At 70.2% G+C, this 19,931-nt stretch carries 18 protein-coding genes; 7 read left to right on the top strand and 11 right to left on the bottom strand.

All coding sequences use genetic code 11. The annotated features are described in order from the left end of the window. The first annotated feature begins 5 nt into the window (after positions 1-5). Both AB0O76_RS09300 and pyk read left to right on the top strand, forming a co-directional pair. Positions 6-1,220 (top strand): acetate kinase, encoded by a 1,215-nt coding sequence (locus tag AB0O76_RS09300; RefSeq protein WP_365487027.1) that lies wholly within the window; start codon positions 6-8, stop codon positions 1,218-1,220. 86 nt (positions 1,221-1,306) lie between these two features. Beyond that, the gene (pyk, locus tag AB0O76_RS09295; RefSeq protein WP_365487025.1) at positions 1,307-2,737 is read left to right on the top strand and encodes a pyruvate kinase; all 1,431 of its coding nucleotides are present in this window, start codon (positions 1,307-1,309) and stop codon (positions 2,735-2,737) included. 100 nt (positions 2,738-2,837) lie between these two features. On the opposite strand, the gene AB0O76_RS09290 is transcribed toward pyk, so the two are convergent. The 4 genes from AB0O76_RS09290 to AB0O76_RS09275 form a co-directional block, all read right to left on the bottom strand. Then, positions 2,838-4,154 carry a hypothetical protein gene (locus AB0O76_RS09290; RefSeq protein WP_365487023.1) on the bottom strand — a complete coding sequence of 439 codons (1,317 nt, stop codon included), beginning with the start codon at positions 4,152-4,154 and terminating at the stop codon, positions 2,838-2,840. Beyond that, positions 4,144-4,710: a DUF6114 domain-containing protein gene (locus tag AB0O76_RS09285; protein WP_365487021.1), complete on the bottom strand. Its 567-nt coding sequence runs from the start codon at positions 4,708-4,710 to the stop codon at positions 4,144-4,146. Before AB0O76_RS09285 ends, AB0O76_RS09290 begins: the two co-directional genes overlap by 11 nt. 135 nt (positions 4,711-4,845) lie before the next feature. After that, on the bottom strand, positions 4,846-5,463 hold the full coding sequence (locus AB0O76_RS09280) for a DUF6230 family protein (protein WP_360766971.1): 618 nt from the start codon (positions 5,461-5,463) through the stop codon (positions 4,846-4,848). A 648-nt stretch (positions 5,464-6,111) separates the two neighbouring features. Then, the gene (locus tag AB0O76_RS09275) at positions 6,112-7,098 is read right to left on the bottom strand and encodes a tetratricopeptide repeat protein (protein ID WP_365487019.1); all 987 of its coding nucleotides are present in this window, start codon (positions 7,096-7,098) and stop codon (positions 6,112-6,114) included. Positions 7,099-7,447: 349 nt separating this feature from the next. Between AB0O76_RS09275 and AB0O76_RS09270 the strand changes: the two genes are divergently transcribed. Next, positions 7,448-8,077: a TetR/AcrR family transcriptional regulator gene (locus AB0O76_RS09270; RefSeq protein ID WP_365487017.1), complete on the top strand. Its 630-nt coding sequence runs from the start codon at positions 7,448-7,450 to the stop codon at positions 8,075-8,077. Positions 8,078-8,138: 61 nt separating this feature from the next. Here AB0O76_RS09270 and AB0O76_RS09265 read toward each other — a convergent pair whose 3' ends face one another. Further along, positions 8,139-9,143, bottom strand: coding sequence for a GDP-mannose 4,6-dehydratase (locus tag AB0O76_RS09265; protein ID WP_365487015.1), 1,005 nt, complete (start codon positions 9,141-9,143; stop codon positions 8,139-8,141). Continuing rightward, complete coding sequence (locus AB0O76_RS09260; RefSeq protein ID WP_365487013.1) at positions 9,140-10,321, bottom strand: UDP-N-acetylglucosamine--N-acetylmuramyl-(pentapeptide) pyrophosphoryl-undecaprenol N-acetylglucosamine transferase; 1,182 nt, start codon at positions 10,319-10,321, stop codon at positions 9,140-9,142. The genes AB0O76_RS09265 and AB0O76_RS09260 overlap by 4 nt, the downstream gene beginning before the upstream one ends. Before the next feature lie 145 nt (positions 10,322-10,466). Between AB0O76_RS09260 and AB0O76_RS09255 the strand changes: the two genes are divergently transcribed. Both AB0O76_RS09255 and AB0O76_RS09250 read left to right on the top strand, forming a co-directional pair. Further along, positions 10,467-11,165, top strand: a complete 699-nt coding sequence (locus tag AB0O76_RS09255) for a response regulator transcription factor (protein WP_365487011.1) — start codon at positions 10,467-10,469, stop codon at positions 11,163-11,165. Next, complete coding sequence (locus AB0O76_RS09250; RefSeq protein ID WP_365487007.1) at positions 11,162-12,544, top strand: HAMP domain-containing sensor histidine kinase; 1,383 nt, start codon at positions 11,162-11,164, stop codon at positions 12,542-12,544. Before AB0O76_RS09255 ends, AB0O76_RS09250 begins: the two co-directional genes overlap by 4 nt. Before the next feature lie 5 nt (positions 12,545-12,549). On the opposite strand, the gene AB0O76_RS09245 is transcribed toward AB0O76_RS09250, so the two are convergent. The 5 genes from AB0O76_RS09245 to AB0O76_RS09225 form a co-directional block, all read right to left on the bottom strand. Then, positions 12,550-13,647, bottom strand: coding sequence for an alpha/beta hydrolase (locus tag AB0O76_RS09245; protein WP_365487005.1), 1,098 nt, complete (start codon positions 13,645-13,647; stop codon positions 12,550-12,552). 73 nt (positions 13,648-13,720) lie between these two features. Beyond that, positions 13,721-15,421, bottom strand: coding sequence for a methylmalonyl-CoA mutase family protein (locus AB0O76_RS09240; RefSeq protein WP_365487003.1), 1,701 nt, complete (start codon positions 15,419-15,421; stop codon positions 13,721-13,723). Between the two features lie 73 nt (positions 15,422-15,494). Further along, complete coding sequence (locus AB0O76_RS09235; protein WP_365487001.1) at positions 15,495-15,827, bottom strand: DUF3817 domain-containing protein; 333 nt, start codon at positions 15,825-15,827, stop codon at positions 15,495-15,497. A gap of 67 nt (positions 15,828-15,894) precedes the next feature. Next, positions 15,895-16,404 carry a MarR family transcriptional regulator gene (locus tag AB0O76_RS09230; RefSeq protein ID WP_266870860.1) on the bottom strand — a complete coding sequence of 170 codons (510 nt, stop codon included), beginning with the start codon at positions 16,402-16,404 and terminating at the stop codon, positions 15,895-15,897. A 10-nt stretch (positions 16,405-16,414) separates the two neighbouring features. Further along, positions 16,415-17,740, bottom strand: coding sequence for an MFS transporter (locus tag AB0O76_RS09225; protein WP_365486999.1), 1,326 nt, complete (start codon positions 17,738-17,740; stop codon positions 16,415-16,417). A gap of 74 nt (positions 17,741-17,814) precedes the next feature. Between AB0O76_RS09225 and AB0O76_RS09220 the strand changes: the two genes are divergently transcribed. After that, positions 17,815-18,804: a DUF5937 family protein gene (locus AB0O76_RS09220; RefSeq protein ID WP_365486997.1), complete on the top strand. Its 990-nt coding sequence runs from the start codon at positions 17,815-17,817 to the stop codon at positions 18,802-18,804. A 95-nt stretch (positions 18,805-18,899) separates the two neighbouring features. Then, positions 18,900-19,919, top strand: coding sequence for a glycoside hydrolase family 6 protein (locus tag AB0O76_RS09215; protein ID WP_365486995.1), 1,020 nt, complete (start codon positions 18,900-18,902; stop codon positions 19,917-19,919). The last annotated feature ends 12 nt before the right edge of the window (positions 19,920-19,931 follow it).

Here is a 19,931-nt window from a genome sequence, read left to right as displayed (position 1 = left end):
CACCCGTGACAGCCACCCGCGTCCTCGTCCTCAACTCCGGCTCATCGTCGGTGAAGTACCAGCTGCTCGACATGCGCGACAGCTCACGTCTCGCGGTCGGCCTGGTCGAGCGCATCGGCGAGGAGACCTCGCGGCTCAAGCACACCCCGCTGACCGGCGGCGGCGCCGAGGAGCGGGAGCGCGAAGAGCCGATCGCCGACCATGAGGCCGCCCTGAAGGCGGTCTCCGCCGAGCTGGCCGCCGACGGGCTCGGGCTCGACTCCCCCGGGCTGGCCGCGATCGGCCACCGCGTGGTGCACGGCGGCCTGAAGTTCACCGCGCCCACCGTCATCACGGACGAGGTGCTCGCGGAGATCCAGCGGCTCGTCCCGGTGGCGCCGCTGCACAACCCGGCCAACATCACCGGCATCCGCACCGCCCAGGCGCTGCGCCCCGACCTCCCCCAAGTCGCGGTCTTCGACACGGCGTTCCACACGACGATGCCGGAGTCGGCTGCCCGCTACGCCATCGACGTGGCCACCGCCGACCAGCACCGCGTGCGGCGCTACGGCTTCCACGGGACCTCGCACGCGTACGTATCGCGCGAGACCGCCAAGCTGCTCGGCAAGGCGCCCGAGGACGTCAACGTCATCGTGCTGCACCTGGGCAACGGCGCCTCCGCGAGCGCCGTCCGGGGCGGCAGGTGCGTCGATACGTCGATGGGGCTCACGCCGCTCGAAGGGCTCGTGATGGGTACCCGCTCCGGTGACGTGGACCCGGCGGTCGTCTTCCATCTGGCCCGCGTCGGCGGGATGTCGATCGACGAGGTCGACGCCCTGCTCAACAAGAAGAGCGGCCTGATCGGGCTCTGCGGCGACAACGACATGCGGGTCATCCGGCGCCGCATCGACGAGGGCGACGAGGCGGCCGCGCTCGCCTTCGACATTTACATCCACCGTCTGAAGAAGTACATCGGCGCGTACTACGCGGTACTCGGCCGGGTGGACGCCGTCGCGTTCACGGCGGGGGTCGGCGAGAACGCGGCTCCCGTGCGGGAGGCTGCCGTCGCGGGCCTGGAGGAGCTGGGGCTCGCGGTCGACGGGGAGCTGAACTCCGTACGTTCCGACGAGGCCCGGCTGATCTCGCCGGATTACTCGCGGGTCGCCGTCGCCGTTGTCCCGACCGACGAGGAGCTGGAGATCGCGCAGCAGACCTACGCACTGGTCGGGAATCGGCCATGACCGCAACGCCTGAGCGCCCTGCCGCCCATTTGTAGATTCCACCAGACGGAATATTCCGTAGCGAAACAAACCGATAGGATCGCCCCATGCGCCGTTCCAAAATCGTCTGCACGCTGGGTCCAGCCGTCGACTCCGAAGCACAGCTCGTCTCGCTGATCGAAGCCGGCATGAACGTGGCCCGATTCAATTTCAGCCACGGCACGCACGCCGAGCACCAGGGGCGGTACGACCGCGTCCGGGCCGCCGCCGAGAAGACCGGCCGGGCGGTCGGCGTCCTCGCCGACCTGCAGGGGCCGAAGATCCGTCTGGAGACCTTCGCCGAGGGACCCGTCGAGCTGGTGCGCGGTGACGAGTTCACCATCACCACCGATGACGTGCCCGGCGACAAGTCGATCTGCGGCACCACCTACAAGGGCCTGCCGGGCGACGTCTCGCGCGGCGACCAGATCCTCATCAACGACGGCAACGTCGAGCTGAAGGTCATGGATGTCGAGGGCTCCCAGGTCAAGACCATCGTCATCGAGGGCGGTGTCATCTCCGACCACAAGGGCATCAACCTGCCCGGCGCGGCCGTGAACGTGCCCGCGCTCTCGGAGAAGGATGTCGAGGACCTGCGCTTCGCGCTGAAGATGGGCTGCGACATGGTCGCCCTGTCCTTCGTGCGCGACGCCGACGACGTGAAGGACGTCCACAAGGTGATGGACGAGGAGGGCCGCCGGGTCCCCGTCATCGCCAAGGTGGAGAAGCCGCAGGCAGTCGAGAACATGGAGGGCGTCGTCGCGGCGTTCGACGCCGTGATGGTGGCCCGTGGCGACCTGGCTGTCGAGTACCCGCTCGAGAAGGTCCCGATGGTGCAGAAGCGCCTCGTGGAGATGTGCCGCCGCAACGCCAAGCCGGTGATCGTCGCGACCCAGATGATGGAGTCGATGATCACCAACTCCCGCCCCACGCGCGCCGAGGCGTCCGATGTCGCCAACGCGATTCTGGACGGCGCGGACGCGGTCATGCTGTCCGCCGAGTCGAGCGTGGGCGCGTACCCCATCGAGACCGTGAAGACGATGTCGAAGATCGTCACCGCGGCCGAGGAGGAGCTGCTCTCCAAGGGCCTGCAGCCGCTCGTGCCCGGTAAGAAGCCGCGTACGCAGGGTGGTTCGGTCGCCCGAGCCGCCTGCGAGATCGCGGACTTCCTCGGCGGCAAGGCGCTGATCGCCTTCACCAAGTCCGGTGACACGGCCCGCAGGCTCTCCCGCTACCGCACCGCGCAGCCGATCCTGGCGTTCACCACGGACGAGTCGACCCGCAGCCAGCTGGCCCTGAGCTGGGGCGTGGAGTCCTACGTCGTCCCGCACGTGGACAACACCGACGCGATGGTCGATCTTGTCGACGCCGAGCTGATCAAGCTGCAGAAGTTCAACGACGGCGACACGGTCGTCATCACCGCGGGCTCGCCCCCCGGTGTCCCCGGCACCACCAACATGGTCCGGGTGCACCACCTGGGCGGCGGCGACCGCGACTGACGCGAACACCGTCCCGTACGCCACTGAGGGCGCCCCCTGTGAAGGGGGGCGCCCTCAGTGGTGTTGCGGCTCCCGAACGGGTCTGTCGCGACTGAAGAGATCAGTCGGTGATCGACTGGTGCAGCCCGGGGACGTGCAGGTTTCCGCCGAACTGACCGGCCTGCTGCACCTTCACGTCCGTGAAGTAGATCAGCGGGATGTTCAGCGGCGGCGGGTGCTCCGGGTCGAACGTGATCGGGATCAGGCCGAAGAGCTTGCCGGAGATCGACTCGGTGTACATCGTCGTCTCCCCGCCACGGATCGTGGACGTGGAGCCCTTCTCGGCCTGCACGTGGTACTTCTTGCCGGCCGGGCCTTCGACGATCTGGTGCAGGTCGCCGATGTCCGTGTTCTGGATGACGTACTTCAGTGCCTGCTTGGTCTTGCCGTTGGGCTGCGTCAGGTTCACGACGCCCTGGTAGTCCGCGCCCTTGAGCGTCAGCGAGCTGGCTTCCAGGTGCCACGGCTGGTTCGGGATCGGCGCGGGCGTCTGCTCGGCCTTTCCGTCGACCTTCTTCTCGACCACGCACGGGAACGGCTTCTTGCCGTTCTCGTCCGGTGCCATCGGGTCCTTGGCCTCGGCGCCCTCGTCGGTCGCGCCGTCCGCCGCCTTCTCGGCCTCTTCCTTGGCCTTGTCGACCGTGTCCCCGGCCTTGTCGGCACCGTCCTTGACGCCGTCCTCGACCTTGTCGACGGTGTCTTCAACGGGCTTGGTGACGTCCTCGACCGTGTCCTTCGCCGTGTCCTCGGAGGACTCCTCCGAAGACTCCTCCGAGGCGGAGGGCGTCGGCGTCGCCTCGGCGGACTCCTCCTCGTCGGGCGTGAAGATGTCCTTGAGCGCGGGGCCGACACCCAGCGGGTCCAGCGGGTTCTTGGTCTCGGTCTCGGAAGGCTCCGGAGCGGGCTCCGTCTCCTCCTTGTCGGCGTCGTCGGACGGCGACGGAGTGGGCTCCGCCTCGTCCGCGCCACCGTCACCCGAACCGGCCTTGTCGTCGGCGGAGGGCGAGGGAGTCGGCTCAGCGGTGTCCTTGCCGGCCTCATCCTTCTCGGCCGCTTCCTGCTCGGCCTTCTCCTTCTCCGCCTTCTCCTCGGCAGCCTTGTCGGCTTCCTTCTCGGCGTCCTTGGACGCCTCGTCCGGCGCCGTGACACACGGGCCGTCCTGGAAGGGGTTCTTCGGCAGCGGCTTGGCCTGCGCGAGCTGAGGGGTCAGTCCCATGCCCATCAGGACAGCGGTCGGCATGGCCGCGATGGCTATCGCCTTGCCCGCCGGCACGTGCAGGCGGGTGAGGAGCGGCTTTCTGGGTGCCGCGTGGCGCGGCCCGGATCTCGCGCGGGCCAGGCCCGCGGAGTCCTCATGGTGCACCTCGTCAGCCGGCACGGTGCCTCCCGTTCGTCCCGTTGTCCGGGCTCGTTCCTGACAGATCGTCCGTAGTGCCGCTCACCCCGTTCGCGGCCCCCGCGGCCGCGGGCTCCGGCGCCCCGTCGTCGGAGCCGTCGCCGTCCTGGTCGCTACGCCCCTTCGCGGGCTTGGCATCGGGCTTGGCCGCCGCCCAGGAGATGCCGAGGGCACCGCCGATCAGGGCGAGCAGGAAACCGATGACGAAGCCGCCGAAGTTGGAGACCACCAGGGAGACCAGAGCGAGCAGAATCGCCGCGACACCCGCGAACACCCGGGAATGCGGCTGGAACCACATGGTCAGACCGAGCACGACAAGCAGGACACCGATGATCAGTGAACCGGCACCGGCGGTCGTCGCCATCCGGATCGTCATCGTGCCGAGCGTGAGGTTCGCGTACGGGAAGTACATGATCGGGATGCCGCCGAGCAACGTCAGCAGACCACCCCAGAACGGGCGCTGACCGCGCCACCCTCGGAACGATCGGCGCATCCGGCCGAGCTTGATGCCAAGGCCCACTTGCGCTTCGGCGCTCATGTCGTACAGCTCCTCGGGGAATGGCGTTGGTTCTGTGTGTCCTGCGGATTCGGGCACGGGGACGGCTCAAGATCCGTCGCGTCCCCGCGCCCGGCCGTTCTTCGCAACAAGTACTGAATTAAGGCGTCAATTGCCTCAGTAGCACTCGTGCTTGCCCTTCTTGACCGACATCGCCAGGCCCGAGAGCTTGAAGGTGCCGGCGGTGGTCGCCCACGCACGCTGCTTGACGTCGGTGAACCGCACCGACTCCGCCTGCTGCGCGAACGAGTCCGGGGCGTACTTGTCGCCCTTCGCCGGGCCGGGGCCCTTGGTGGTCTGGTCGACCGAGACGCCGATGTCGACGTTGTTGAACGTCGCGTCGGCCTTCAGGTCATCGGCGTCGATGTAGAGCTTCTTCGCCTCGACCTTCGGGCCGCCCTTGGCGCCGGCCTTGAGGGTCATCGACACATCGCCGAAGACCGGGACCGGGACGACAACGGACTGGCACAGGTTGGTGATCTCGGCCGATTCGAGGCCGACGACGGCGACCGGGTGGTTACCCGACTTACCGCTGTCAAGCGCCCCGTACTGGACGAATCCCGTACCGTCGAGCTGGTCGGCAGTCACCTTGAACTGCTGACCGGACACACTGAACGATGCCGCGAGCGCACCCTGGGACAGGGCCACGCCTATCGCGGCAGTAGCCGCGACGCTCGGCACCATGACTACGGCGAACCGCTTCCATCTGGTTCCGCCACGAGCCACGGACTCCATGACTTTCCTCCTTCTCGGACGTACATCTCCGGCCCTGACTGCTCCCGTTCGGGCGGCTCAGTCGGGCAGGGATGGGAGAAGTGCTACGTCCTCGGGAAGGAGAGCGCCCGCATCGGAGGCGCGCAACTGCGCCTTAATCACCGGCGATCACCCCCGAGCGACAACCACTGGTCGCACGCAACACGCACAACCTGCCGGACAGGCCCTGCCGGATGGCAGAGACCCCCCTGTCCAAGACCGGTGACGGGGTGTCTCCGGCCTGCTCGGTGGGGACCCAGAAACCCCGCTCCCGATTGGCTGTCGGGCTGCGGGCTATTGGACCGAGCGTCGCCGATCGTGGTGCATTCTCGCCGCCCGCACAAGGGGGTTCGTTACTCGCTAGTAACGGCGCGATAACCGATGCACGACCGCGCGGTATCGGTCGGGCACGGACGGTGTCGTCAACGCGCGGAACAGACCGGGATGTTGAAGGACACAACCGGACAGAAGACCGGCTCGGGCTTACTCCAAGTAACAGCGGCCGCGATTACCAAGATTTGGTAAAGCGCGGCCACTGTGGCGCCTCGGCGACCAAGTTTTCACTCGGGCATCACAAGCCCCAGTGTTTAGGGACTGGTCAGCGAACGACTCGCGAGGGGTCGAACACGGTCAGAACAGGACCCGCGCGAGCTGTGTGCGCGCGGCGGTCACCCGAGGGTCGTCCGAGCCGACCACTTCGAGGAGTTCGAGCAGCCGCACCCGCGCGGCGTCCCGGTCGTCGCCCGCCGTGCGCCGGACCGCGTCGATGAGCCGCCCGAAGGCGTCCTCGACATGACCGCCCACCAGATCCAGGTCGGCGGCGGCGATCTGCGCCGCCACGTCCGCGGGGTTGTCGGCCGCGTCCTTGCGGACCTGCTGCGGGTCGAGGCCCTGCACACGCTGCAGCAGTTCGGCCTGGGCGAGGCCGAGCTTGGCCTCCGTGTTGCCCGGGTCGTCGCTGAGTACGTTGCGGTACGCCTGCACCGCGCCGCCCAGGTCACCCGCGTCGAGCGCCTCGACCGCCGCTTCGAGCAGCGCGTCGTAGGGACCCGCGGGAACCTCGGCGGGAGCGGGTGCCTCCTGGTCGCCGCCCTGGGCGTCCGGGTCGACGGCGAGACCGGTCAGGCCGAAGCGCTCCTCGCCGACCTGGATCAGCTGGTCCAGGGTCTGGCGGATCTGCTCAACCGGGGCCGCGCCCTGGAAGAGCGGCAGGGCCTGCCCGGCCACCACCGCGAAGACGGCCGGGATCCCCTGGACCCCGAACTGCTGCATCAGCATCTGGTTGGCGTCTACGTCGATCTTGGCGAGGACGAATCGGCCGTTGTACTCCCGCGCGAGGCCTTCGAGCAGCGGACTCAGCTGCTTGCACGGCTCGCACCACTCGGCCCAGAAGTCGATGACGACCGGGACCTCGGTGGAACGCTGCAGGACATCGCTCTCGAAGCCTGCCTCGTCTACGTCGATGACGAGACTCGCGGGAGAAACGGCGGACACGGCGCCGCCGCCCTGCCGGGCCGCTTCGGCGCGCGCCTGCTCCGCCTTCGCCTTGGCCTCCTGGGCCGCCTTCACGGCGGCGAGGTCGACGACTCCGCTCATGGACATGTTCCGTGGCTGCATGAGTACATCCTCCCCCAAGCCGTGCGGGAACCACGCCTGTCCGTGACCCCCCGCCGGATTGCGGGGCCACGGACGGCCGCGGTGCCAAGGTCCCGAGGAGGACCCCTGGTTGTCGGCGCGAGGTCCCCACCCCGTGCCTCTGGTGTCGCTGTGGTTGTCGCTCCACTGTCGCCGCTGCGGATCGTGGGCTTCGAGAAGTGCCGTTCGTCTGCCGCTCACGATCTTTCGCTACGAGTCGTAGCGTAACTGTCCCGCGCCACGCGTGGGCCGCCCACCTGGACGATCTTCGGTGATCTCGCTCACTCGCCGCCGTTCCGGCCGGATCCGTACTGGCCGGTATGGTCGCGGGATGCAGAGCCGCATCCCCCCGTCCGCCCGCACCGGCGGCCGTCCCCGCAGCGCGGCGGCGGACACCGCGATCCTGGAGGCGACCCGCCAGGCGCTGGTCGAACTCGGCTGGTCCAAGCTGACCCTCGGCGATGTCGCAACCCGGGCCGGCGTCGCCAAGACGACCCTCTACCGCCGCTGGGCGGGCAAGAGCGAGCTGGTCGTGGACGCGGTCGCGGAACTCTTCGACGAACTGGAACTGCCGGACCGCGGCAGCCTCGCCGCCGACATCGAGGGCGTGGTCCTGCAGTTCGCGGCGCTGCTTAGCCGCCCCGAGACGAAGACCGCGCTGATGGCGGTGGTCGCCGAGTCGACATCGGACGCACCCCTGCGGGAGCGGATCCGCACGTCGATCGTGGACCGCCAGAAGCGGTTGGTCCTCGCGGGGCGGCAGCGGGCGCAGCAGCGGGGGGAGCTCCCTCCGGAACCCGACCCGGCCGCCGCCGCGCGGACGGCCGACCTCATCTTCGACGTGACCGCAGGGGCGGTGGTCCACCGCGCCCTGGTCAGCGCGGAACCGGTGGACCAGGAATGGGCCCACCGGTTCACGTTGCTGTTGCTGGGGGGCTTGGCGGCGGCTGCGGCGCAGTAGCGGGCCCCGTAAGGGGCGCGGGGAACTGCGCGACCAGCCACACACGGCCTGCAGACAAAGGTCAGACCTGGTAGCGGTCAGAGGCAAAGAGGTGCAAGTTCTCGGCGACCCAGGCCGAGGTCAGCTTCAGTCCCTCCGCCAGAGGCACCCGCGGCGCCCACCCCGACAGCTCCCGAGCGAGGGAGTTGTCGGACAGCAGCCGCAGCACCTCACTCCCGGAGGGACGCAGCCGGGCAGGGTCGACGACGACCGACGCCTCGCGACCGGACGCGGCGATCAGCGCCTCCGCCAGATCCCCGATCGAAATCTCCTCACCCACCCCGAGATTCACCGCACGCCCGACGGCCGCCTCGCACTCCGCAAGGGCCATGAACCCCCGCGCGGTGTCCGTCACGTACGTGAAATCACGGGTGGGCGTGAGCGAGCCCAGCTTGATCTCCCGTGCACCGGAGTGGAGTTGGGCCAGGATCGTGGGGATCACCGCGCGGGCCGACTGCCGCGGCCCGTACGTGTTGAAGGGGCGGACCACCGTCACCGGCAGCTCGAAGGCGTGCCAGTGGGAGAGCGCCATCATGTCGGCGCCTATCTTCGACGCGGAGTACGGCGACTGCGGCTGCAGCGGATGGGCCTCGCTGATGGGCGCCGTCAGCGCCGTCCCGTACACCTCGCTGGTGGACGTGTGGACGAGCCGCCGCACCGAGTGCCGCCGGCACGCCTCCGCGATGTTCTCCGTGCCGACGACATTCGTCTGGACGTACGCGCCCGGTGAGTCGTACGAGTACGGAATGCCGATCAGCGCGGCCAGGTGGAAGACGGTGTCACAGCCCTCGACCGCGTCCATCACACGCCCCGCGTCGCGGACGTCGCCCGCGAGCATCTCGACCCGAGGGTCGCCGAGCAGATGCGCGAGGTGCCCCTTCTCCGCGTACGGCTTGTAGTGCACGAAGGCACGGACCTTCGCGCCCTGCTCCAGGAGCAGATCGACGAGTGTCGAGCCGATGAAACCCTCGGCTCCGGTGACGAGGACGGTACGGCCGGTCCAGGTGAAGGTGTCGTTGCGGCTCATGCGTACTCCAAGTGAGAGGCGTGGTGGGTGAGTTGGATGACCCGCTCGGCGAGCAGATCGGCGGCGCGGGCGTGCGGCCCCGGATCGGCCGCACCGCTCATCGCGGCGAGCCGCGCCGGATCGGCGAGCAGCGGCCCGACAAGCTCCGCGAGCCGCGCCGCCGTCGTCTCGCCGTCGGAAAGCAGCAGGCCCGCGCCCGCGTCGGAGAGGACCCGCGCGTTGTGGGTCTGGTGGTCGCCGGGTGCGTGCGGGTAGGGGACGAGAACGGCGGGGACCCCGGTGGTGGCGAGCTCGGCGACCGTCGCCGAACCGGCGCGGCAGACGACCAGGTCCGCCGCGGCGTACGCGAGGTCCATCCGGTCGAGGTAGGGCACGGCGCGGGCGACGGCGTCCGCACCCGCCTCCGTCAGGCGCCGCCGCGTCTCGTCGAGGGCGGCGGGCCCGGTCTTGATGAGGAGTTGTACGTCGCCGCGGTGCCGCCAGTGTGCCGCGAGCCCCACGGCCGCCTCGGTGAGCCGGGCCGCGCCGAGACTGCCGCCGTTGAAGAGCAGCATCCGGGCCGCTTCCGGCACCCCGTACTCCCGGCGGGCCTCGGCGCGCAGTGCGGCACGGTCGAGCGCGGCGAGCGGCGCTGCGATGGGCATCCCGGTGGTGAAGGCGCGCTCACCGCCCGGCAGATGCTCCCGGCTGCGGTCGAAGGCGACCGCGATGTTCGGAGTGAGGCGCGCCGCGAAACGGTTGGCGCGGCCGGGTACGGCGTTGGACTCGTGGATCAGGCTGGGCAGGCCCGCCATCCTGGCGCCGACGATGACGGGAGCGCTGGGGTAGCCGCCCATCCCCACGGCGACCTGTGCGCCCTGTGCACGCAGGATCGCCCGGCACTGGGCACCGGACTTCACCAGCGCGGCGGGAAGGAGATACCGCTTGGCGCCGAGCGACGGGTCGAACGGAATCATGTCGACGGTGTGGAGCCGGTACCCGGCGTCCGGTATCAACCGGGTCTCGAGCCCCCGTTCCGTACCGACGAAGGAGACGACCGCGCCCGGCACGGCCCGCCGCAGGGCGTCGGCGAGGGCAAGGCCGGGATAGATGTGCCCACCGGTGCCGCCCGCGCCGATGACGACGGAGAGGGGCGGCCCGGCCCCCGCCTCGGGAGATCGCATATCGGGTGTTCGCATGGCAATGGAGCATCACGAGCAGGTCTAAGAGTGTTCTAAGAGCAAGGTTTGACACGGTGGGGCGCATGAGATCTCCCAGGAGAACCGGCCGTCCCGGTTGTGCCCACAGACGCCGAGCACCGATGCACAGGGCGGCGACCCACGGATGACCCCCGCCGCGAAGATCCTCGTCGTGGACGACGACCCAGAAGTCCGCGCAGCGGTAGAGGACGCCCTCACGATCGAGGGCCACCTGGTCCGCGGCGCCGCCGACGGCCAGCGCGCGCTCACGGCAGTGGCCCGCTGGGAGCCCGACCTCCTGGTCCTGGACGTCCTGATGCCGGTCCTTGACGGCCTCGCCGTATGCCGCCAATTGCGCGCCGCAGGCGACCGCACCCCCGTACTCGTCCTCACCGCCCTGGACTCCGTCAGCGAACGCGTCGACGGCCTCGACGCGGGCGCGGACGACTACCTGGTCAAGCCCTTCGCCCTGGACGAGCTGGTGGCCCGCGTCAGGGCCCTGCTGCGCCGCGCCGCCCCCGAGCGCGCGGCCGACGGCGCCGGCGGCGATCTCACGTACGGAGACCTCACCCTGGACCCGACCACCCGCACCGGCCGCCGAGGCCCCCGCCCGATCGAGTTCAGCCGTACCGAAGCCGCCCTGCTCGAACTGCTGCTCCGCAACGCAGGACAAGTCCTGCCTCGCGAACTGATCCAGGAGTCGGTATGGGGCCGCGACTTCGGCCCGGACTCCAACTCCCTTGCGGTGTACGTCGGTTATCTGCGCCGCAAGCTGGAGTCGGACGGCGAACCCCGCATCGTGCACACCGTGCACGGCGTCGGCTACCGGCTCGGCAGCCCATGAGCGCCCGCCGCAGGCTCGGCGCCCGGTGGCGCCGCCGCCGCCCGCTGCGCACCCGGCTCGCGGTCGCCGCCGCCGCGGCGGTCGCCCTCGTCGCGGTCGGGGTGTGCGTGGCCGCGTTCCTCGTCATCCGCTACAAGCTGTACCAGCAGCTCGACCAGAACCTCGCCCAGTCGGCGACCCTGATCGCCCAACAGCGGCACGACGGTGAACCGGGCGTCGTCACGGGCGAATGCCGGTTCCTCGGCGCACCGGCCTGCTCGCAGATCGTCCCCGCCGACGCGGACGCCGACCCGTCCGAGGCCTATCTGCTCCCGGTCTCCGCCGCCACCCGGCAGGTCGCGAGCGGTCAACTCGCGCCGTATTACACGAACTTCACGCTGCACGGGAAGCCCGCCCGGATGTTCACCACCAGCTACGGCAAGGGCGAGGCCGTGCAGGTCGCCCTGCGGGCCGACATCGCGGACCGGGGCGTGCGGCAGACCGCGTACCTCCTCTCGGCGGTGGGCGGCGTCGGCATCCTGCTCTCCGGGCTCGGCGGCTACTGGGTCTCGCGCACCGGCCTCGCCCCGGTCGCCCGCCTCACCGCCACGGCGGAACGCATCGCGGCCACGCGCGACGCCCGGCACCGCATCGAGCTGCCGCCGGGGCCGTCGGGCCGCGAGGACGAGGTGACGCGTCTTGCGACCACCTTCAACACCATGCTGGCCGAGCTGGAGGAGTCGGTCACCGCCCGCCGACGCCTCGTCGCCGACGCCTCGCACGAGTTGCGTACGCCGCTGACGGCGCTGCGCACGAACGCGGAACTCCTCTCGCGTGGCGAGCGCCTGACGGAGGCTCAGCGGGAGCGCGCGTCGGGCGCGCTGGCCCGGCAGCTCCGTGAAGTCACCGGCATGGTCAACGACTTGATCGAGCTGGCGCGCGAGGAGGAGCCGCAGCCACTCCTGGAGGAGGTACGGCTCGCGCCGCTCGTGGCCCATGGCGTCGACGCGGCGCGCGGGCACTGGCCGGACGTTCCCTTCACTCTCCAAGTGGCGCCTGACGCAGCCGAGTTGAGCATCCCGGGAGTCCCGGCGCGCCTGTCCCGCCTGCTGACGAACCTCCTCGACAACGCGGCCAAGTTCAGCCCGCCGGGGACGCCCGTGGAAGTGACCCTGACCCCCACCGCCCTGACGGTCCGCGACCACGGCCCCGGCATCGCGCCGGAGGACCTCCCGTACGTCTTCGACCGCTTCTACCGCGCGGAGAAGGCCCGCGCTCTGCCGGGCTCGGGCCTCGGCCTCGCGATGGCACGCCAGATCGCGCATGCGCACGGCGCGGAGCTGACCGCCGAGGCGGCGCCCGGCGGGGGCGCCTTGTTCAGGCTGACGCCACCTACTTAGACGATCTACTCAGACCATGCGCAACTGCCCAGGGTGGCCTTGCCATCGGCGACAAGGCGGTCGGCCTCACGCGCGGCCAGAACGCGCGTGTGCTTGCTCTTGCAGACGACCGTCTTGTCCCTGTGCCCGGCGAGGTCGACCAGGATCTGGTCCCAGTGCCGGTACTGCACGTCGTGTCCGGAGTCGGCGTACGTACGCACCTTCGCCGTGCCCGGCAGCGCCTCCTGCCAGGTCTTGAGCGTGGCCGGCGGCACCGTCGTGTCCTTCTCGCCGCCGTACAGGTACACGGGGGCGTGAAGCTTCGACAGATCCGGGCCCGGGCGCTCGCAGTACAGCTTCTGCTCATGCACCTGCGGCGCCGGATCGGCCTGCTGGCCCCGCTGGTTGTAGGTCCGCGCGCCCTCCTCGTACGCCGTGTCGGCGAAGCCCGGTATCGACTTGACGGGGCTGTCGTCGGGGAAAGCCCACCACTTGCGGGGGTCCTTGATCGAGTCCTTCAGGGCGGCCGCAAGCGCCTCGTCGGACATGGCGCAGTACGCGGGCTTCGCCCCGTACGGCGGGAGCGCGGCGGCCAGATGCAGCGCCGATATCCGCCCGGGCGCCCGCGCGGCCAGCTCCGCCGCGTAGGGCCCGCCGCCGGAGATCGCGATGACGCTGACGTCGTCGATCTTCAGCCGGTCGAGGACCTCCAGCGTGTCCTTGGCGAAGTCCGCCTTGCCGAGGCCCTTGTCGAACTCGGTGTCACCGAAGCCGTTGCGCTCCACGGAGATGATGCGCAGGCCGAGGTTCTCGCGCGTCGTACGGAAGAAGTCCGTCATGTGCGCGGCGCGGGCGCTGGTGCCGGTGCCGCCTATGTAGAGGACGGGCTTGCCGTCCTTGTTGCCGGAGTCGGAGTAGTGCGCCGTCCGGCCGTTGGACAGCTTCGCCGCGTGCACCTCGGGGCCGAGCGAGTCGAAGGTGTCCTGCACCTTCGGCTCGCTCGGCGGCCTTGCGCTCACCTCACCGGAGCCGCCCACCGCCAGCGCACCGAGCAGAGTGACCGAGGCGACCCCCATGGCGGTGACAGCGGTGCGGGTGGGGCCGGGCAGGCTCACAGGTGACACAGGTGCTCCAGGGGCAGGACGAACCGACGTTCGCCGCGCCTACCCAACTACGTGAACCTGACACCCACCCGGACTAGAACCCCGGCGGCTCGGTGTAAATCCCCCACTCGTCCCGCAGCGCGTCACAGATCTCCCCGAGGGTCGCCTCGGCACGCACAGCCTCCAGCATGGGGCCGATCATGTTCGACCCATCGCGCGCGGCACCCAGCATCCGGTCGAGCGAGGCCGCAACCCGCGCATCGTCCCGCGCCTCCCGGCGAGCACCCAGCACCTTCACCTGCTCGCGTTCGACCTCATGGCTGACCCGCAGGATCTCCAGGTCACCGGTGACAGACCCGTGGTGGACATTGACGCCCACGACCCGCTTGTCGCCCTTCTCCAGGGACTGCTGGTACTGGAAGGCCGATTCGGCGATGTTGCCGGTGAACCAGCCGTCCTCGATGCCGCGCAGGATCCCGGAGGTGATGGGCCCGATGGGGTGCTCCCCGTTGGGGTGCGCCCGGCGCCCGCGCTCCTTTATCTGCTCGAAGATCTTCTCGGCGTCGGCCTCGATGCGGTCGGTGAGTTGCTCCACGTACCAGGAACCGCCCAGCGGGTCCGCCACGTTGGCGACGCCGGTCTCCTCCATCAGCACCTGCTGGGTGCGCAGCGCGATCTCAGCGGCCTGCTCGCTCGGCAGCGCGAGGGTCTCGTCGAGGGCGTTCGTGTGCAGGGAGTTGGTGCCGCCGAGGACCGCGGAGAGCGCCTCGACAGCGGTGCGTACGACGTTGTTGTAGGGCTGCTGCGCGGTGAGCGAGACGCCCGCCGTCTGGGTGTGGAAGCGCAGCCACTGGGCCTTGTCGGTCTTGGCGCCGTACACGTCCCGCATCCAGCGGGCCCAGATCCTGCGCGCCGCGCGGAACTTGGCGATCTCCTCGAAGAAGTCCAGGTGCGCGTCGAAGAAGAAGCTGAGCCCGGGCGCGAAGACGTCGACGTCCATGCCGCGGCTCAGCCCGAGCTCGACGTATCCGAAGCCGTCCGCGAGGGTGTACGCGAGCTCCTGCGCGGCCGTCGCCCCGGCCTCACGGATGTGGTAGCCGGAGACCGACAGGGGCTTGTACGCGGGGATGTCGCGCGCGCAGTGCTCCATGAGGTCGCCGATGAGGCGCAGGTGCGGCTCGGGCTGGAAGAGCCACTCCTTCTGGGCGATGTACTCCTTGAATATGTCCGTCTGGAGCGTGCCGTTCAGGACGCCCGGGTCGATGCCCTGCCGCTCGGCGGCGACCAGGTACATGCAGAAGACGGGGACGGCGGGTCCGGAGATCGTCATCGACGTCGTGACGTCACCGAGCGGGATGTCCTTGAACAGGACCTCCATGTCGGCGGCCGAGTCGATGGCGACCCCGCAGTGCCCGACCTCGCCGAGCGAGTGCGCGTCGTCGGAGTCCCGGCCCATCAGGGTCGGCATGTCGAAGGCCACGGAGAGCCCGCCGCCGCCGTTGGCCAGGATCATCTTGTAGCGCTCGTTCGTCTGCTCGGCGTTGCCGAAGCCGGCGAACTGGCGGATGGTCCAGGTCCGGCCGCGGTAGCCGGTGGCGTGGAGTCCGCGGGTGAAGGGGTATTCGCCGGGCCATCCGATCCGCTCGAATCCCTCATAGGTGTCCCCGGGCCGCGGCCCGTAGACGGGCTCGACCGGGTCGCCGGAGAGCGTCGTGAAATCCGCGTCGCGCTTCTTCGCGGTGTCGTACCGGGCCTGCCAGCGACGGCGGCCCTCCTCGATGGCGTCAGCGTCCATGCCTTCGAATTTACTAGGACGTCCTAGTAAATGTCGATGGCTCACCGCCACGGGTCTCTCCGTGGCGGTGCGGTTACGCCTTGGCGGTGGCCGGGGAGCCGTCGACGATCAGCGGCTCGACGTCCTTCGCGACCTTGCGCTCGACGAAGAACGCGGCCGTCGGGATCGTGCCGGACACGAGCACCCAGAGCAGCTTCCCGAACGGCCACTTCGCCTTGGAGCCCAGGTCGAAGGCGAAGATCAGGTAGATGATGTAGAGGACGCCGTGCACCTGGGAGACGACCAGCGTCAGACCCTCGCCCTTGTCGAAGCCGTACTTGAACACCATGCAGGTGCACAGGACGAGCAGCATGACGGCGGTGACGTAGGCCATCACCCGGTAACGGGTCAGCACGGTCTTCTTCATGCGTTCGAGGGTATCGGCCCGATTTGCGCGATCTTCCGGCGGCCCCGCCCCCGGTTCCGCCGCGCGCCTACTGCTCCTCGAAGTCCTCGGCGGCGACCCGCAGCGGCCGCAGCATCGCGAAGATCTCCGCGCACTCCTCCGCGTCGTACACCCCGAGCCCGAAGTCCATCGCCATCAGCTCGCGGGTGGCGGCCTCGACGACCTCGCGGCCCTTCTCCGTGATGGAGGCGAGCGTGCCGCGCCCGTCGTTCGGGTTCGGGCGCTTGTCGACGAGGCCGGACTTCACCAGGCGGTCGACGGTGTTCGTGACCGACGTGGGGTGGACCATGAGCCGCTCGCCGATCTTCGACATCGGCAGCTCGCCGGCCTGCGAGAAGGTGAGCAGAACCAGCGCCTCGTAGCGCGCGAAGGTCAGTCCGTACGGCTTGACGACCGCGTCGACCTCGGCGAGCAGGATCTGGTGCGCCCGCATGATCGAGGTGATCGCACCCATGGCCGGGACCGATCCCCAGCGCTGCTTCCAGAGTTCGTCGGCGCGGGCGATGGGATCGAAGGGAAGGCTGAGCGGCTTCGGCACGCCAAAGACCTTACCCGCCGGTCACATGCTGGTCAGCCCCGTCTCGCAATTCGGTCGCCCGTTCCCGTCCGTCACTCGCCTGTTCCCGCACGTCACTCGGCTGTTCCCGTACATCGTTGGATCCGGCGGGAGCGGTACGAGCCGTGGCCCGGACCTCCACCACCAGGACCAGGCAGCACACCGTGCCAAGGACGCCCGCGCCCGTCACGACCGTGCTCACCGCGAAGAACTCGGCGGCGAGCCCGGCGAGCGCCATGCCGACCCCCTGGATCGTCATGAGCCCGGCCGTGTGCACGGTCATGGCCCGCCCGCGCAGCTCCTGCGGGACGGCGTCGACGAACCAGCGGTCGAGGCCCAGGGTGTACGCGGACCCGGCCCCGGCGAGCGCGAGGGCGAGCATCGCCCAGACCAGGCCCGGCGTCACGGCGTACACGACGAGCGGCAGCAGCGTGACGGAGGCGAGCGGCAGGGCGATGCGGGCGCGGGTGCCGGCGGAGAGTACGGACCCGGCGTACAGCTCGCCGGCGATCGTGCCGACCGGCAGCGCGCACATCAGCAGGCCGACGCCCGCGACGCCCGCGCCGATCTCGTCGGAGTACGGTGCGGCGAGCGCCTCCGGGGCGACCATGAACATCGGCGGCGCCCAGAGCAGAAGCAGCAGCGCACGGATCCGGCGGTCGCCGAGGATCTGCCGCGCGCCGCCGAGCGAGTAGCGGACGAGCGCGGTGCCGCCGTCACCGCGGGCGGACCTGCGCCGCGTGCCGAGCCGCAGGAGCAGCGCCGACGCCAGGAACGTACAGACGGTGATGACGAGTGCCCCGCGCGCGGGCACGAAGGTCAGCAGTACGCCGCCGAGGCCGAAGCCGACGAGTACGGAGCTCTGCGAGACGATCCGCAGCAGGGAGCGCCCGAGCACGAACAGATCGCCGTCCCCGAGGATGTCGGTGAGGGTCGCCATCCGCGTCCCGTTGAACACCGGCGATACGACGGCGATGACGCATCGCAGCGCGAGCAGCGCGAAGACGGGCGTCGCGGGCAGTGCCATCAGGGCCGCGCACCCGGCGCACAGCAGGTCGCAGAGCACGAGCACCCGGCGGGGCGGATACCGGTCGGCGATCCCGGAGAGCAGCGTCCCCCCGATCAGGTAGGGCAGCATGCCGAGCGCGAACGTGAGGGCGCTGAGCAGCGGCGACCCGGTGAGCGAGTAGACGAGGACGGTCAGCGCGACCTCGCTGACGATGACGCCGAGCAGGGAGAGGGCGTGCGCGAGGAAGACGGTGCGGAACTCGCGGACGGCGAAGACACGGCGGTAGCCGGTGGGTTTCTCTTCGGGCATGTCCGCACCCTGCACGCGCGCGTGCCCTAGCCCTAGAGTTTCGGCTCCAGGCGAATCGGGGGGGGTGAGCGGGCATGGTGAACCGGCTGCACTTCGGGCCTGACGACCTGCTGCGGTGCCGGTTCGCGCTGTCGCCTCTGTGGGAGACGCAGGAGGCCGTGCGCACCCTGAAGCGGCCGGACCGGCACGGCTACCACCCGCAGTGGCTGCGGCGGATCCGCGAGGCGGGCCATGGGCTCGAACGCGAACTGGCGGCGCTGTGGCTGCTGATGCCGCAGCGGGGATACACCCCGGACTTCCTCGGGCCGCCGCCGATCGGGCCCGCCGCCACGTTCGGGCAGGAGATCGCGGCCGTACGCGCGGCCGACCCCGGCGCCGCGCGGGACGATCTGGCCCGGGCTCTCGCCTGCACACCGGGGGCCGCGGACTCCCCGCAGGGGCGAGCGCTGCTCGCCGACCCCGCCCGCTCCGTACGGGAACTCTCCGACGCGCTGGAGGCCGTCTGGCACGCACTGATCGAGCCGGACTGGCCGCGCCTTCGCACCTTCCTGGAGGCCGATGTCACCTATCACTCGCGCAGGCTCGCGGAGGTCGGCCTCGGCGCCCTCCTCGGTGAGCTCGATTCGAGGCTCAGCTGGGACTCGGGAACGCTCACCGTCGCGCGCAGTGCCGACCACGTGCGGGACCTGGCGGGGCAGGGCCTGGTCCTGATGCCCAGTGTCTTCGGCTGGCCGGACGTCGTCGGCGGGCACGATCCGCCCTGGCAGCCCACCCTCGTCTACCCCGCGCGCGGCATCGGCGGACTGTGGACCGAGCCCACGGAGCACACCTCCGAAGCGCTCGTACGACTCCTGGGCCGCGGCCGGGCGACCGTCCTCGCCGCGCTCGCCGAACCCGCCACCACATCGGCCCTGGCCCACCGCCTGGGGCTCGCCCCGTCGTCCGTGTCCGCGCACCTGGGCACGTTGCGCGACGCGGGTCTGCTGGTCTCGCGGCGGTACGGGCATCAAGTCCTGTACGAGCGGACGCCGCTCGGCATCGCGCTGGCGAGTGGCGGTATCTGAGGCGATCTGAGGCCGGTCCCGGTGTCGTAACCGAACCGTATTCGATCATTATGTAACGATTGCCGCGACGCGTCACCGTCGCCCAAGGGGTCTGGATGCACCGGCTGCTCCGTACGTTCACGGCACTCACGGCCCTCACGGCCCTCGGGCTCACGGGCTGCTCGTCCGGCTCCGGGTCCGGCAAGGAGAAGCCGGCCGCCGAAGCAGGCCGCTCCACCGCCGACCGGCCTCCCGAGAGCACCTTCTGGGTCGACCCGGAGAGCGCAGCCGCCCGGCAGGTCGAGCAGTGGGAGCAGGAGGGGCGCACCCAGGACGCCGCCGCGCTCAAGCGGATCTCCGAGCAGCCGATGGCGGTGTGGCCCGCGGGCGACGACCCGGCGCCCGACATCAAGGCCGCCGTCGACGGTGCCGCACAGGACGACCGCACCGCCGTGCTCGTCGCCTACAACATCCCGCACCGCGACTGCGGCCAGCACTCCGCGGGCGGCGCGCACAGCTCCGACTTCTACCGGCAGTGGATCGACAAGTTCGCGGGGACGATCGGAAACGGCCCCGCCCTCGTCATCCTGGAGCCGGACGCGATCCCGCACATCGTGGACGGCTGCACGCCCGCCGAGTACCACGCCGACCGCTACCAACTGCTCTCCGAAGCCATCCAGCGGCTCAAGCGGCAGCCCCAGGTGAAGGTCTATCTGGACGCGGGCAACCCCGGCTGGATCGACCAGGCGACCAAGCTCACCGAACCGCTCCAGCAGGCCGGGATCGCCCAGGCCGACGGCTTCTCGCTGAACGTCTCCAACTTCCAGAGCGACGAGACGATCATGGCGTACGGGCGCACTCTGTCGGGGACGGTCGGCGGCAAGCACTTCGTGATGGACACCAGCCGCAACGGCAAGGGGCCGCTGGCCGGCGACCGCGAGGACGCCTGGTGCAATCCGCCGGGCCGGGGCCTCGGCACCCCGCCCACGGACAAGACGGGCGACGCGCTGCTCGACGCGGCCCTGTGGATCAAGCGTCCCGGCGACTCGGACGGACCGTGCCGGGGCGGCCCGGCGGCCGGCCAGTGGTGGCCCGACTACGCGCTGGGTCTTGCGCGCAACGCCAAGGACGCCTGACCCGGCACAGGG

Origin of the sequence: Streptomyces sp. NPDC086554 (assembly GCF_040686095.1) — a bacterium.
Classification (GTDB): Bacteria; Actinomycetota; Actinomycetes; order Streptomycetales; family Streptomycetaceae; genus Streptomyces.
Note: the sequence above shows the minus strand (reverse complement) of the source record. Positions and strands in the feature narration are given on the sequence as shown.